A 14,572-nucleotide genomic window follows, 5' to 3' on the forward strand; every position below is an offset into this window, starting at 1 on the left:
CAATTCCAAGAAAAGTGTGAAGCGGTTTTCTGTCCGGGATTGCCTAAAAAAGCTCAAACGAGGCTGCCATTGATCCAGTGCGACAGCGCGGTCTTCGGCGCGGCGCCAACCTTCATATCGGCCACTTCGCCGCCCTTGAAGATCATCAGCGTCGGGATCGAGCGCACGCCGAACTGCGCGGCAAGCTCGGGGTTCTCGTCGATGTTCAGCTTGGCGATCTTGATCTTGTCGCCGAGCTCATTGGCGATCTCTTCCAGCGACGGACCGATCATCTTGCACGGGCCGCACCACTCCGCCCAGAAATCCACCACGACGGGCTGCGAGGCGTTGAGCACATCGGCCTGGAAATTGCTCTTGTCGACCTTGACGGTGGCCATACGAAAATCCTTTCGAAATTTATCTCGCACCAAATGTGGTGGTTGAGCAGCCCTTCTTCAAGCAGAACTTGTGTCACGCTCCCGTGAGTCGGGCAAGGGCGTCGTCCATGGCCTCAGCCGGCAGTTCGATCAGCCTTGGCACCTCGGTAAACAGCAGAGCCGCCGTCACGTCGCGGCCGGGATAAAGCGGCTTCAGCAGCGCGCGATAGAGCGCCAGCTGCAGGATATAGGCCGGCGGCACCTGGGCTAGGCCTGCCGGCGCCGGCCGGTTGGTCTTGTAGTCGACGATCGACACTTTTTGCGGCGTCACCGCCAGCCGGTCGATCTTGCCGGAGATCGAACGCAGTCTGCCTTTCACCTCAAGGCTGCCCATAACAGCGACCTCCGCGCGGGAACTGGGCGAGAACAACTCGGCAAAGCGTGCATCCCCAAGGATCGCCATCACCGAGGCCAGCGCCTTGTTGCGCTCGGCTTCGGTCCAGTCGGCACCGGCACGGCTTAGATATTGCCTCGCCAGACCTTGCCGTTCGTCCTCGGCAAAGCCGGGCAGCATCTGCAGCAATTTGTGCATCGTCAGCCCGCGCATCACCGCAAAACCGGGCTCCGCCTCACTGTCCAACACTGGCGAGCGCGTATCGACGACAGCCTCCTTACCCTCGTCGATCAGGGCCGAGGCGCCGGAGGGCGAAAGCGGGCGCGGCAGCTCTTCGTATGGCGGCAAAGGGCGAAACAGGTTTGCCGGCAAGAACGGCAGAAGCGGTTGCGGCAGCCGCGCCTCGTCGGTGGCTGCCGCCGCCACTGGCGGCAGCTTGGTCATGACAAAGCGGTGCACCGGCTCACCGCTGGCGGGGTGGCGGCGCTCCGTGCTTTCCGGCGCGCCGGTCAGTGCGCGGCTGACGATCGAATGCCAGGTGCCTGTGCTGGGCGAACGCTTGCCGTGATAGCCGCAGACGATCAGCCGGTCCTCGGCGCGCGTCATGCCGACATAGAGCAGCCGGCGATATTCGTCGTCGGCGAGTTCCCGCGCCCGCGCCGAGGCCGCCCGGGAGAAACCGTTGGCGACATCGCTTGCCGAGCGCCAGAGATAGCCCTTGCCGTCAAAGTTGCGGCCCGAACCCTCGAACGGCATCAGCCGAGGCAGATGCTGGTCGCTGAACGGCGCCGATCCGCCATCGACGAGGAAGACGACAGGCGCTTCCAAGCCCTTGGCGGCATGCACGGTCATGACGCGGACCTCGTCGCGCGTCTGGTCCATTTCGCGCTTGATCTCCGGGCCGGTGTTTTCCAGCGTCGCCAGGAAGGCCTCCAGCCCCGGCAGGCCAGTGCGTTCCTCGGCCAGGCAGAAGCTCAGGAACTCGTCCAGAATATCGCCGGCCTCCGGTCCAAGCCGGGCGATCATCTTCTTGCGCAGGCTGTCGCGCGCCAGCACGCCGGCGTAGAATTCGAACACCGGCCGGAACGCCGCCTCATTGGCCCAGCCGTCGAGCCGGGTGACGATAGCGGCCAGCGCGGCACTGTCGCCGGCATGCTGTCGCAGTGACGTTATCAGCGATGTCGTGGCCGGCCTTCCCGCGCCAAGCGCAAACAGCGTCTCTTCCGACACGTCGAAGATCGGGCTGCGCAGAACGGCGGCAAGCGAAAGATCATCCTGCGGCTGGATGAGGAAATGGCCGAGCGCGATCAGATCCTTCACCGCAATATGGCCGGGCAGGCTCAGCCGGTCGGCGCCGGCGACAGGAATGTCACGGTCCTTCAGCGCCCGCGACAGCGCGTGCACGAAGCGGTCGCGCTTGCGCACCAGCACCAGAATGTCGCCGGCCCGCAGCCTGCGGCCCTTGCCTTCGATGATCTCGCGATCCCTAAGCCAGGCCTGGATCGTCGCCGCCACATGTTCGGCAACGCGCACCGCCGGTGCGCTGGCGTGGTTGACCGGCAGTGTCCAGTCGTCGGGTTCCTCGACCGCATCGGCGCCAAGCGATGGCCAGACCTCGACATAGCCCGGCGCATCGTTGCGGATCGCCTTGTGGTCGAGCGGATCGGGGTCGTGGCTGATGCCGCGCCGCACACCCGGATCGGCAAAGACACGGTCGACGGCGGCCAGCACATCGTCGGTCGAACGGAACGACCAGGTCAGCTTGAGGTCGGCAAACGAAGCCTCGGCATCGCGCACGCGCCCGGCAAACAACAGCCGGCTGTCGGCAAAGGAATCCGGCGCGGCGCCCTGGAACGAATAGATCGATTGCTTTTCGTCACCGACGGCAAACACCGTGCGATTGGCCGTACCGCGCTGGCCATGGCCGGCGAAAAACTCTTCCGCCAGCCGCTTCACCACCTCCCACTGGTCGGGGCTGGTGTCCTGCGCCTCATCGAGCAGGATATGGTCGATGCCCTGGTCGAGCTTGTACTGCACCCACGGCCCAGCGTCCGGCCGCGCCAGAAGATTGACGGTGCGGGTGATGAGATCGTTGAAGTCGAGGAAGCTGCGGCCGCGCTTCAGGCGCTCGTATCGCACGATCAGCCAGTCGGCGATGGTCAGCGCCGCAACCGTGCCTTCCAGCATCCGGAACAGCGCCAGCCGGTCGGAAACCTCTGTGATCGCCTTGACGGCGGCGAGATAGCGCTCGGGTAGGTCGGGCAGCCGGTCAAGCAGCGCCTTCTTGAATGCCTTGGCGGGATCATAGGGGTCGCCATCCGCCTTGAGGAAGGCTTTGCCCAGCATCTGCAACCGGCGGATCGGATCGGTCTCCACGAAGGCCTGACGGGCATAAGGCAGAAGATTGTTGAGAACAGTGCGGGCATCGACGGCTTCGGCTGCGCTGGCGAACACGGCAAAGAAATCAGGCAGGAAACCCGGCAGCGGCCACACCGATGCCGCTATGTCTTCGGCGCTCTGTCCGGGACGGAAATGGAATTCCTCGAACAGAGCCTGAAAGCCGGCGCCGTCGCGCCCGACCGCGTCGATGAAGCCGCGCAGGCCGTCGCGCTTGCGCACGATTTCGGAAAGCAGCGCGTCGAGCCCGTGTTCGCCGCCGCGTTCCAGCACGGTGGCGAAGGCCTCGGCCAGTCCGGCGTCGCCGGCAGAAGTGCCGGAAATCATGTCGCGGCGCGCGGCGGCGAACAGCGAGGCCTCCATCTGCGGATCGAGCATTTCGAAATGCGCCGGGATGTTGGCCTCCAGCGGGAACTGGTGCAGCACCGATTCGCAAAAGGCGTGGATGGTCTGGATTTTTAGCCCACCCGGCGTCTCCAGCGCCTCGGCAAACAGCCGGCGCGCCCGGCGCATGGTGTCGCCGTCGGGTCGGCGATCGTCCAGCGCGGTGATCTTGGCGGCAAGCTCGACATCACCAAGCGCCGTCCATTCCGAGAGCGTCGAGAACACCCGGTTCGACATATTGGCGGCGGCGGCCCGCGTATAGGTCAGGCACAGGATCTTCGACGGATCGGTGCCGTTGAGCAGCAGCCGGATGACGCGCTGGGCCAGCACATGCGTTTTGCCGGAGCCGGCATTGGCCGATACCCAGGCCGAATTCTTCGGGTCGGAGGCGCGCGCCTGACTGGCGGCGGTCTCGGTTGGGATGGGATAGGCCTTCTTCATGCCTCCCCCGCCTCGTCGTCGCTGTCGCCGCCGGCCGACCATTCGAGCACGCGCGCCAGATGGTCGTAGTCGCCGTCGCTCTCGCCCTCGCGAAACGGCAGCGCCCGCGACAAGTAGCCGGTCGTTGGGTCGGCATAATGGACAAGCAGCTTTTCCAGCCGCGCCCAGGCTTCTTCGGCGAGGTCTTCGGCGGTCCTGGGCTGGCGGTTGTAGTCGAGGATGGATTCCTCGAACACTTCGCCATTCGGCTTCAGCCGCACGAAGGCAAGTTGCGAGGGTTCGCGCGCGCCAAGCCCCTTGAAGGCGCCGCGCCGGAGCAGTGCGCCTTCCAGCGCCAGCTGCGGCGCCAGCAGCGTGTGCGCTTGCGCCTTGGATGGCGAAGAGCCGGTCTTGTAGTCCAAAATGTCGGCCATGCCGCCGGCCAGCAAATCAACACGGTCGGCATAGCCTGACAGCGTCACCCCGGTACGGCCGACAGCGGTTTTTTCTGCCCGCTCCTCGGCATGCCGCCGCGCGACGGCGGGAGCCCGGCCACGCTCCCATTCGATGATATTGGCGGCAAGCTTTTCGAAACGCGGCCACCACACCGCCTCGACATCGGCGGGAAGCGCTATATCGGCAAAGCATCTGCCGCCGGCGGCGATAAGGCGTTCCAGGGCTTCCGGCGCGCGCGGATCGGCAACCTCAGTCGAGAACAGGTGCAATATGTCGTGAAACAGCGTACCGCGCTCGGCCGCACCTGGATCGCGGATCACCGGTTCCAGTGGCAGCAAGCCGAGAATGCGCCTTGCATAGACCGCATAGGGGTCACGCCGCAGCGTCTCGATCTCGGTGACCGAGAAGTGGGTGGGCCGCATTGCCAGCGGCGGCTTCGGCTGCGGCCGTGGCGCGAAATGTTGCCGCTCGCCGGCGTCCAGCGCGCGGGCCCAGGCCAGCAATTCATCGCCGCGCTGGTGCGGCGCGGTCGCGGGGTCGTTGCCGATGAAGGTGAGTATGCGCTGCAGCCACCGCGACGGCACGGCAGGTGCGTCGCCTGCGCGGGCCGAGCGCGTCAGCACCACCTTCTTTGCCCCCATCGCCATCTGGAAATCGTGAGCGGCAAGGCCGATGCGCCGCTCCGGGGGCTCGAGGTCGATGCCGGTCTTCATCAGCCGCGACATGAAGCGGTCGCTCTCCGGCTTGCGCGGCCACACGCCCTCGTTCAACCCGCCAATGACCAGCGTGTCGACGCTTTGCAGCCTTGCTTCAAGCGCGCCCCAGATGGCGATGTTGCGGTCGGTGCCTTGCCCCGGCTTGACTGTTTCCGGTGCTATCAGCGCGTCCATCACATCGGGCCATTCGTCGGCAGCGAAGTCGAACGACGCCGAGGCCGCGACCACGCCGCGCAGCAGTTCGGCAAGCTTCTCGCCGGCATCACCAGCGTAGAGTTCGGCAAGGCTGCCGTCCGCCGTGCGGCCGAGATTTTCCAGCGCGGCGACGCTCGCCTTGGTCAGCGCGACGAGATCGGCATTCTCTTCGCCGCGAAAAGTGGTCAGCGGCGCCAGCGCCGTCGCAAGCCGGCCCAACAGATCGCGAGCCTCCTCGACACCGCGCACGGTCAGGCGCGAAAACCAGAAGGGCTGGCGCCTGTCGCTGCTCAGGCCGGCAAGGCGGTCCTCAAACAGCGCCGGCAGCGAGGCGATGTCGGGACGGCCGGTGCCGCCGCGCAGCGCCACCAGTTCGATGAGCTCGGCGGCATGGCGCACGACGGCCCGCTCCAGGCCGAGCCCAAGCAGCGGATGCTTGAGCAGCGACAGCAGGCCGACGGGGTCGCCGGGCCGGAACAGGGCTTGCAGCGTTAGCCGCAGCAGGCTGGCAGCCGGCGTGTTAGCGAGCGGCGTGCCGCCGGAATCGTCGGCGATGACGCCAAAGCGCAGAAGCTCGGCCGAGACGCGTCGCGCCAGCGCCCGGTCGCCGGTGACAAGGGCCGCTCGCTGTCCCGGCTGCTCGACGGCTGTCTTCAGCGCGATGGCGATTGCCACCGCCTCGTCGCGTTCGCTGGCAGCTTCCACCAGCGTCACGTCGGCGAAGGCGTCAGTGATGTCGCCGGCATTGAAGGTGATGCGCGTCTCCGCCCACAATTCGGTGGTTTCTGCGGGCCGCAGCGCCTCGCCGACAAGCGCGGCACGAAGCGCCTGCGCCGGCTCGGCGGATACGACCTCCTCGACATCGCCGCGCAGCACGCCGATCTTGCCGATCAGCTTGGCCATGCCGTATTGCGGATGACCGAGCAAAGCAGGCCGAGCGCCGGGTGCTGCAATCGCGGCAAAGGACGGCTCGTCCAGCATCCCATCGAGACCGGGCAGCACCACGGCGCCGTTGGGTAGGCCGGCGACCGCGGCAAGCAGTTCGGCCGTGGCCGGGATCGAGCCGGTGGAGCCGGCGGCAATCACCGGGCCTTTGGGCGGGTTGCGTTCGAGCCTCTTCGCCTCGCGCCGGATCAGTGCATTGCGGTGCGCGGCCGGGTTGGAGCGGTCGCGCTCCTCCAGTAATTTTGGCCAGGCGTCGGTAACGATGCGAAGGAAATCGAGCGTCACCAGCCACCAGCCGGCAAGATTGCCGGTCACCAGATCGGCAAGCCTGGTCCAGTCCGTGCCTTCGGTTTCGATCTCGTCCATCAGCCGGGCAAGGTCGCGGGCCAGCCAGATCGCATCGGCGGCGGAGGCCGGCACGACGATCTCTTCGTCGAACATGGCCAGGACATGCGCCGGCAAGGTGCGCTTCCACGCCCGCACCAGCGGCGCCAAAAGCAGCAGGCGTTCGATCGCGGCGATCGGCGGCGCCATCTCAAGCTCGGCCGGCGTGCCAGTGTCGAAGGCGGCCTCGTCCTCGTCGAACTCGCCGAGCGGGCGGATGACCGGCAGGATCGCCGAACGGCGGCTCACGCCAGGTCCGGAAAGCGCGTCGACAAAGGCACCGCGCAGCGCGCGCGCCGCACGCCGTGTCGGCACATAGATGGTGACGTCGGCCAGCGCCAGCGGATCGCCGTCGAAACGAAAGCTGGGCACCAGCCGTCCGGCCAGAAAGGCCTCGGCCAGAGTCGGCAGGAATGGCGCTCCGGGCGGGATCGAGAGAACGCGGCGCGCGCCGCTCATACCACCTTCGCGAGGGCGCCGGCGACCGCCGCTTCCGCCTGCGGAATGGCATCGGGCGTACCGACGGTGATCCAGCGGCCCCGCATCTGCATGCCGAACAGACGGCCAGAGGCGATCGCCTTGTCGAAATAAGCATTGAGCGAATGCGCGCCGGCTGGCGCGTCCTTGAAGATGGCGGGATCAACGATCGCCGCCCCCGCATAGATCAGCCCGGCCGGGTCGCCTTTCGAGCGCCGCAGGCCGCCATCCGGCGCCATCAGGAAATCCGTGCCGACGCAGTGTCCGGTCGCCGAGTCGAGATCGGTAAGCATCAGCAGAATATCCATTTTCGCGCCGTCCCATGCAAGGGAAAGGCGCTCAAGGCTGGGCTGGCCGCTGTCGATCCAGAACGTGTCGGCATTGATGATGTAGAAGGGTTCGGCACCCAGCAGCGGCAATGCCTTGACGATGCCTCCGGCCGAATTCAGCAGCGCATCGCGCTCGTCGGAAATGACGATTTTGGGCCCTCGCCTCCCGGCGACATGAGCGACGATCTGGTCCGGCAGATAGTGCACGTTGACGATGGCCTTGGTGACCCCGGCCGCTTCGAGACTGTCCAGCCCCCAGTCGAGCAAGGTCTTGCCGGCGATTCTCACCAGCGGCTTAGGCATGGTGTCGGTGATCGGCCGCATGCGTTTGCCGAGACCAGCTGCCAGCACCATCGCGGTGGTCAAGGTCACGGTGCGCGTTCCTCCAGCAGGCCATGCGCCATATAGAACTCCTTCAGCCCGGCCAGCGCCGGGTGCGCCAGCGCCCGCCTGAGATAGTCTCGGATGCGCGGCAGGTGTTTCAGATAATAGGGCTTGCCGTCGCGCTTTTCGAGCCGCACGAAAATGCCGAGGATTTTCGAATTGCGCTGCGCCGCCATAATTGCATAGGCCTCGCGGAAAGCGGACTCGTCGAAGCCGCCGGCGGCTTGACGCGCCGCGACATAGGCATCGACGGTGTGTTGCTCGATGTCGGGCGAGACGGTGACGCGGGCATCCATGGCCAGCGACGCGACGTCGTAGGCGGCCGGGCCGAGCAGCGCATCCTGGACGTCGACGATGCCGAGACGATCGTGGCCGGTGCGGTCACCGCGCCAGATGATGTTGGGCGAATGGAAGTCGCGCAGCATCAATGTGTATTCGTCTGTGTTCAGCCGGTCGAGAACCGCGTTCCATTCCTTGTGATAGCCGGCGCGCAAGCCTTCGCTGGCTGGGGCGCCGGTCACCATCGGCACATACCAGTCGACCAAGAGGTCGGCTTCGATCAGCATCGCATCGCGATCGAAGGGAGGCACGTCGTGATAAATGCCCGCAACGGCCTCCATGCGCTGCGGCCACGCCTTGCCATGCATCATCGCCAGCAATTCGGCCGCCGCCGCATAGCGCTCGGCCACTGGCTCGCCCTGGCCGTCGAGAAAGCCTTCCGAGCCCAGATGCTCCAGCAGCAGAAAGCCCTGATCGAGATCCTCGGCGTGAATCTGGGGGACGCTGACACCTTGCGCCAGCAGTGCCTTGTCGATGGCGACAAAGGCCGTCACCGATTGCGCGGTGTGGGCGATCACCGCGTAGGGTTTGCCGTCGCGCACCGGCGGTCCGAGCACCAGCCGCGGCGAGTTCATCAGCACGCGTGGCTCGAGGCCCGCGAGCGAGACGATCTCGTAAGAGCGCGCCGAGGCGTCGCCGACGAAATGGCGCCGCGCGGCCTCGCCCCAGCCGGCCGTTGCGAGGAAGTCGCGCATCGCCAGCGATCGCGCCATGCGTTCGAAGGCTGCACCTTCGCCCGACAAGTTCGCTAATCGGCCTTCTCCATGATGGACCAGTTCGATCCAGATCGACGTCTTGGGTAAGGCGGCCTCGGCCCGCTCCGGCCATTCAACCAGGGCTGCGCCTTGCAGCAGCGCTTCGTCGAAACCCAGCTCGTCGATCTCGCCCGCTGAGGACAGCCGATAGAGATCGAAATGATGGACGGGAATGCGCGTGTCGTAGCTTTGCACCAAAGTGAAGGTCGGGCTCGGCACGTCGAGGCCGGCATCGTCGGCCAGCGCCCGGATCAGAGCACGCGCCAGCGTCGACTTGCCGGCGCCGAGATCGCCCTTGAGCGCCAGCACATCGCCCGGCCGCAGCGCCATGGCCAGGTCTTCGCCGAGCCTTGCGGTCGCAGCCTCGTCGGCGAGAAAACGCTCCAGCACAGCAACAGTCATCGAGCGCGCTACTCGGCCGCGGCGCGGATGCCCGACGGTGCATCGGGGAAGGTGCAGATGACGGTGGTGCCCTGGTCCTTGCCGGTCTCGATGCGCACGCTGCCGCCATGCAGCTCGACAAAGCTCTTGACGATCGACAGGCCGAGCCCGGCGCCGCGCCGGCGTCCGCCATTGGTACGCGGCTCGAAGCGGCGGAACACCGAATCGAGCAGGTCCGGCGGCATGCCGGGACCGTCATCGTGGACGGAGAATTCGACGCCTTGTTCCAAATGGCGGCAGGCCAGCGTGATCGTGCTCGCTTCAGGCGCGTAATTGGCCGCGTTGCTCAACAGATTGTAGAGGATCTGGCGGACCCGGGTCTCGTCGCCGTGGAAACTCTTCGGCGCGGCCGCGGCGTCTATCTTGAGCTTGATTGCATGCTCTTCCAGCCGGTCGGCGACCAGTTCGGCGGCGGCCTGGATGGTGCGATCGACGCTCACCTCCGAAATGTCGAGCTGCATGATGCCGGCGTCGACGGTGGCGAGGTCGAGTATGTCGTTGACGATGGTGAGGAGCACCGAAGACGACGAGCCGACATGCTCGACATATTCGCGCTGCTTGGGGCTCAGCGGCCCGGTCGTTGGCAGCGACAACAACTCGGTGAAGCCGATGATGTTGGTCAGCGGCGAGCGCAGCTCGTAGGAAACGTGCTGCACGAACTCGTTCTTCAGCTGGTCGGATTTCTGCAGCGCCTCGTTCTTGTCCTTCAGGGCGCGCTCGACATTGACGCTGTCGGTGACGTCGACGAAGGTCATCATCACCTGCCCGTTGGGCAGCGGGATGACGGCGTAGCTTAGCACGGTGCCGTTCTTCAGCTCGGTCTGGCCGTGGCGCTCGCGGCGCTCGTCGTCGAAACCGGTGATGGCGGCGACGAACCCGCCCCACGGGCTGTCGACGGCGCGCTGGTCGCTGAGGTCTCGGATCGCCGATACATGGACGTTGGGCTTGACCACATCCTGGCTCAGCCCCCACAGCGCGACAAAGGCCGGATTGGACAGACGCAGCCGCCCATCGGGGCCGAACACCGCGACGCCCTCGGCCAGATTGTCGAGCGTCTCGCCCTGGACCCGCACGGCGGTCTGGTAACGGCTTTCCAGGTCCATCTTCTCGGTCAGGTTCTCGAACACCCAGGTCACGCCGCCCTTGGGCTGCGGGTTGGCGACCACGCGGATGGTCTTGCCGTCGGGCAGATGCCACCAGTGTTCCTGCGATTCCACGGCGCGGTAGGCGTTAAGCAGGCCTTCCTTCCAGCGCCGCCATTCCGGCTGCTCGGCGATCTTGCCTTCGCTGCGCAGCCGGTCGAGCAAAAGCGCATTGTCCGGCGCGCTGTGCAGGAAGCCAGAGTCCAGCCCCCACAGCTTCTGGAAAGCCTGGTTGAAAAAGCGCAGCTTCTCGTCGGTATCGAAGATCGCCACCGCCGTGTTGAGCTGGTCGAGCGTGTCGGCATGGCTGCGCACCGTGCGCTCATATTCGCCGCGTATGGTTTCGGTGGCGCTGGTGTCGCAGGCAAGGCCCGCCGAGCCGTCGCTACCGGCGAAGTCGGTGACGGCGAAGACGCGGCGGTCGCCCTCGATCACCGTCGACAGCGTCTGCTCGAAGACCGGGTGCGATTTGTGTTGTTCGGTGATCTGTTCGCGCGCCTGGCCACCAAGGAATTCCTTGGCTTCGCGCACCGCCGTTTCGGCGCTCGATGCCTCGACCGCGCCGGCATAGGCGCGGTTGACCCATTTCAGCCGCCCGTCAGCGGCGCGCAGCCATGCCGGCATCGGCAAGGCGTCGAACAGGCCGATCATGGTGTCGTAGTCGGCGGCCAGCCGCTGGTTCTCGATCTTCAGCCTGGCCTGGCTGCGCTGCGTTTCCGACAGCGAGACGAAGCGCACCAGCACATGGGCGGCACTCTTGCGGCCATGCACTTCGAGCGGCGCCCCGGCCTGCGATTCGATGACCAGATCGAACGGCTTGGCTTTCTCGCGCAGGCCCGCGACGGCATTTTCGAGCGCTGCCGCCGAGCGCGGCATCAGCCAGCGGCCGAAGGCGAGGAAAGCCGCACGGTCTTCCGGCGCGCCGCTTTCGAGCGGCAAAGTTCCGATCAGCTCGGGCTTCTTGTTCTCCGAAGCCCAGACGATGATGCGCTGGTCGCGCAGATTGAGCAGCGCTTCCGAACGCTGCAGCGCCGCGTTGACATCGGCGATGCGGGCCCTGAGCTCGACATTCTGCGCCGAGGTGCGGGCTCTTTCGCGGATCAGGAAGATGGCCGAGATTAGAGCGGCGCCCATGACGCCGACGAACATGGCGAGCTGGATGACCTCGACTGCGCTGACCGACAGCCCGGCATTCTGCGCAATGGATGGCTCGGCATGCGCGGCAAACAACGTAAGCGGACCGGCAAGCGCGGATGTGGCGAGAAAGCCCGCGATGCGGGCGCCGACGCGCTTCTTTAGGCCGCCGCCTGTCATGGCGGAGCCAGTGATATCGGAATCGTCATGGCCGCCGGAAACGGCCCGTCCCGCGCGAGGCGGGTTTTCCCCCGGCATGTCTTGGTCCTCTTCGCCGCCTGAATGCAAGACCGCCTAGATCAGGATGACGTTGGTAGAACGCCCTCCCGATCTAACTCCTTTTTTGAAGAGCATGATCTTTTCCGAAAACCGGTTCCCACTTTTCGGGATCATGCTCTCTATGCGTGAGCCGGCCCTCGTCCCCGGCCCGCGAATCACCACAATAGCGCGTGCTGGAATCGGCGTGAAGAATCATTCCGCGCAAAAAGAAGCCGGGCGAAATGTCAATCGCCCGGCTTCAATATCTAGTGGTAATTTGCGCTATGCTTAATAGCGGTAGTGTTCCGGCTTGAACGGACCCTGCGGAGTCACGCCGATATAGGCGGCCTGTTCGCCGGACAGTTCGGTCAGGCGGGCGCCAAGCTTGTCGAGATGCAGGCGCGCCACCTTCTCGTCGAGATGTTTGGGTAGCACATAGACCTGGTTCTGGTACTGGCCGGGCTTTGTGTAGAGTTCGATCTGCGCCAGCACCTGGTTGGTGAACGAGGCCGACATCACGAAGCTCGGATGGCCGGTGGCGTTGCCGAGGTTGAGCAGGCGTCCCTCGGACAAAAGGATCATCCGCTTGCCGTCCGGGAAAGTGATCATGTCGACCTGCGGCTTGACGTTGGTCCATTTCAGGTTGCGCAGCGAGGCCACCTGAATCTCATTGTCGAAGTGGCCGATATTGCCAACGATCACCATGTCCTTCATCGAGCGCATGTGGTCGAGGGTGACGACATCCTTGTTGCCGGTCGTGGTGATGACGATGTCGGCGGTCGGGGCCGCATCTTCCAGCGTGACCACTTCAAAGCCATCCATTGCCGCCTGCAGCGCGCAGATCGGATCGACCTCGGTGACCTTGACGCGGGCGCCGGCGCCCTTGAGCGAGGCCGACGACCCCTTGCCGACGTCGCCATAACCGCAGACGACTGCGACTTTGCCGGCCATCATGGTGTCGGTGCCGCGGCGAATGCCGTCGACGAGCGATTCCTTGCAGCCATATTTGTTGTCGAACTTCGACTTGGTGACCGAGTCGTTAACGTTGATCGCCGGGAAGGGCAGCAGGCCCTTCTTCTGCAACTGGTAGAGGCGGTTGACGCCCGTCGTCGTCTCTTCGGTGACGCCGCGGATCGCTTCCTTCTGCTTGGTGAAGAAGCCGGGCGACGCCTTCAGACGCTTCTTCACCTGGGCGTAGAAGTACTCCTCTTCCTCGCTGTGCGGGTTGGACAGAACGTCCTCGCCGGCTTCGGCGCGGGCACCGACCAGGATGTACATGGTGGCGTCGCCGCCATCGTCGAGGATCATGTTGGAGAGGCCACCATCGGCCCACTGGAAGATCTTGTCGGTGTAGTCCCAGTACTCTTCGAGGCTCTCACCCTTGACGGCGAAAACCGGGATGCCGGCCTCGGCGATGGCTGCGGCGGCATGGTCCTGGGTCGAGAAGATGTTGCACGAGGCCCAGCGGATGTCGGCGCCGAGCGCCTTCAGCGTCTCGATCAGCACGGCCGTCTGGATGGTCATGTGCAGCGAGCCGGTGATGCGCGCGCCCTTTAGCGGCTTCTTGGCGCCGAATTCCTCGCGGCAGGCCATCAGGCCCGGCATTTCGGTTTCGGCGATATCGAGTTCCTTGCGGCCCCAGCCGGCAAGCGAGATGTCGGCGACCACATAGTCCTTGCTACCTGTCATGGCAGTGCTCCGGTGTGATTTGTCTTCAGATGCGCCTGCGCCACACGGCGCGTCGAAGGGCGCGGGAATGCCGGCCTGACTAGCAGATCGCCGCTCAGACGACAATGGGATATAAAGAAATCTTTATGCGCGTATGTGTTTTCAGCACTCTTCGCCGAAGCGCGAGGCGACCAACTGCTCTAGCGCGTCCATCACCGCGACGGCCTCAGCGCCGCTGGCGGTGACGCGGATCGAATAGCCGGGGCTCGCCGCCAGCATCATCAGGCCCATGATCGAGGTGCCGCCGACCTTGAGGCCGTCCTTCTCGACATGGACGGTGGCGTCGAAGCCGCTGGCGACCTGGACGAACTTGGCCGAGGCGCGCGCATGCAGGCCACGCTGGTTGATGATCGGAAACTCCCTAGTGATCGAATCTTTGGCTATCTGGTCCTTTTCCGATGCCATGCTCATTTGCTGCTCAGGAGCTGGCTGGCGACATTGATGTATTTGCGCCCTGCGGCCTGTGCCTCGTCGAGCGCCGCCGCCATGTTGTCACCCTTGCGGATCGACGACAGCTTGATCAGCATCGGCAGGTTCATGCCGGCGATGACCTCGGTACGGCCGGATTCCATCACCGAAATGGCAAGGTTGGACGGCGTGCCGCCGAACATGTCTGTCAGAACAATGACGCCGGTCCCGGTGTCGACGCGGCCGACAGCGTCGACGATATCGCTCCGCCGCTGCTCCATATCGTCATCGGCGCCGATCGCCACGGTTTCGAAATTGTCTTGTGGCCCCACGACATGTTCCACGGCATGGCGGAACTCGGCGGCCAGTTGACCGTGCGTTACAAGCACGAGTCCGATCATTCTATAGTGGCTCCCGTCATCGCCGCTTCACAGGCGCTTTTTATGCTCGCCGGCCATCCCAGGCGGCGGGAGCGCTATCTTGTCGACGCGCGGCGCGTTGACAAGCCCAAAATTGCGCCTGCCATGGCC

At 65.2% G+C, this 14,572-nt stretch carries 9 protein-coding genes; all 9 read right to left on the reverse strand.

Annotated features, from left to right (window positions below; all coding sequences use genetic code 11):
• Positions 1–53 precede the first annotated feature (53 nt).
• The 9 genes from trxA to ACYHH6_RS05570 all read right to left on the reverse strand — a co-directional run bounded on the left by trxA (position 54) and on the right by ACYHH6_RS05570 (position 14,443).
• Positions 54–377 (reverse strand): thioredoxin, encoded by a 324-nt coding sequence (gene trxA / locus ACYHH6_RS05530; protein WP_352582776.1) that lies wholly within the window; start codon positions 375–377, stop codon positions 54–56.
• A gap of 73 nt (positions 378–450) precedes the next feature.
• Entirely contained in the window at positions 451–3,972 is a 3,522-nt protein-coding gene (gene addA, locus ACYHH6_RS05535) for a double-strand break repair helicase AddA (RefSeq protein WP_352582774.1), read from the reverse strand.
• Positions 3,969–7,106 carry a double-strand break repair protein AddB gene (addB, locus tag ACYHH6_RS05540; protein ID WP_352582772.1) on the reverse strand — a complete coding sequence of 1,046 codons (3,138 nt, stop codon included), beginning with the start codon at positions 7,104–7,106 and terminating at the stop codon, positions 3,969–3,971. Before addB ends, addA begins: the two co-directional genes overlap by 4 nt.
• Complete coding sequence (locus ACYHH6_RS05545) at positions 7,103–7,807, reverse strand: nucleotidyltransferase family protein (protein ID WP_352583286.1); 705 nt, start codon at positions 7,805–7,807, stop codon at positions 7,103–7,105. The genes addB and ACYHH6_RS05545 overlap by 4 nt, the downstream gene beginning before the upstream one ends.
• 14 nt (positions 7,808–7,821) lie before the next feature.
• Positions 7,822–9,333, reverse strand: a complete 1,512-nt coding sequence (tsaE, locus tag ACYHH6_RS05550) for a tRNA (adenosine(37)-N6)-threonylcarbamoyltransferase complex ATPase subunit type 1 TsaE (RefSeq protein ID WP_352582769.1) — start codon at positions 9,331–9,333, stop codon at positions 7,822–7,824.
• Between the two features lie 8 nt (positions 9,334–9,341).
• A complete protein-coding gene (locus tag ACYHH6_RS05555) occupies positions 9,342–11,906 on the reverse strand; it encodes a sensor histidine kinase (protein ID WP_352582768.1) in 2,565 nt (854 codons plus the stop codon).
• Between the two features lie 288 nt (positions 11,907–12,194).
• Positions 12,195–13,595, reverse strand: a complete 1,401-nt coding sequence (ahcY, locus tag ACYHH6_RS05560; RefSeq protein WP_192255409.1) for an adenosylhomocysteinase — start codon at positions 13,593–13,595, stop codon at positions 12,195–12,197.
• 141 nt (positions 13,596–13,736) lie between these two features.
• On the reverse strand, positions 13,737–14,039 hold the full coding sequence (locus tag ACYHH6_RS05565) for an HPr family phosphocarrier protein (RefSeq protein ID WP_434221253.1): 303 nt from the start codon (positions 14,037–14,039) through the stop codon (positions 13,737–13,739).
• Between the two features lie 2 nt (positions 14,040–14,041).
• A complete protein-coding gene (locus tag ACYHH6_RS05570; RefSeq protein WP_112559892.1) occupies positions 14,042–14,443 on the reverse strand; it encodes a PTS sugar transporter subunit IIA in 402 nt (133 codons plus the stop codon).
• Positions 14,444–14,572 lie beyond the last annotated feature (129 nt).

Source organism: Mesorhizobium sp. P171375, assembly GCF_057786075.1.

What these genes read in the sequence shown, in the direction of transcription:
- tsaE (WP_352582769.1), bottom strand. Translation starts at nt 9,333, where the DNA reads ATGACTGTTGCTGTGCTGGAGCGTTTTCTCGCCGACGAGGCTGCGACC.
- ACYHH6_RS05565 (WP_434221253.1), bottom strand. Translation starts at nt 14,039, where the DNA reads ATGGCATCGGAAAAGGACCAGATAGCCAAAGATTCGATCACTAGGGAG.
- addB (WP_352582772.1), bottom strand. Translation starts at nt 7,106, where the DNA reads ATGAGCGGCGCGCGCCGCGTTCTCTCGATCCCGCCCGGAGCGCCATTC.
- ACYHH6_RS05555 (WP_352582768.1), bottom strand. Translation starts at nt 11,906, where the DNA reads ATGCCGGGGGAAAACCCGCCTCGCGCGGGACGGGCCGTTTCCGGCGGC.
- ACYHH6_RS05570 (WP_112559892.1), bottom strand. Translation starts at nt 14,443, where the DNA reads ATGATCGGACTCGTGCTTGTAACGCACGGTCAACTGGCCGCCGAGTTC.
- addA (WP_352582774.1), bottom strand. Translation starts at nt 3,972, where the DNA reads ATGAAGAAGGCCTATCCCATCCCAACCGAGACCGCCGCCAGTCAGGCG.
- ahcY (WP_192255409.1), bottom strand. Translation starts at nt 13,595, where the DNA reads ATGACAGGTAGCAAGGACTATGTGGTCGCCGACATCTCGCTTGCCGGC.
- trxA (WP_352582776.1), bottom strand. Translation starts at nt 377, where the DNA reads ATGGCCACCGTCAAGGTCGACAAGAGCAATTTCCAGGCCGATGTGCTC.
- ACYHH6_RS05545 (WP_352583286.1), bottom strand. Translation starts at nt 7,807, where the DNA reads ATGGTGCTGGCAGCTGGTCTCGGCAAACGCATGCGGCCGATCACCGAC.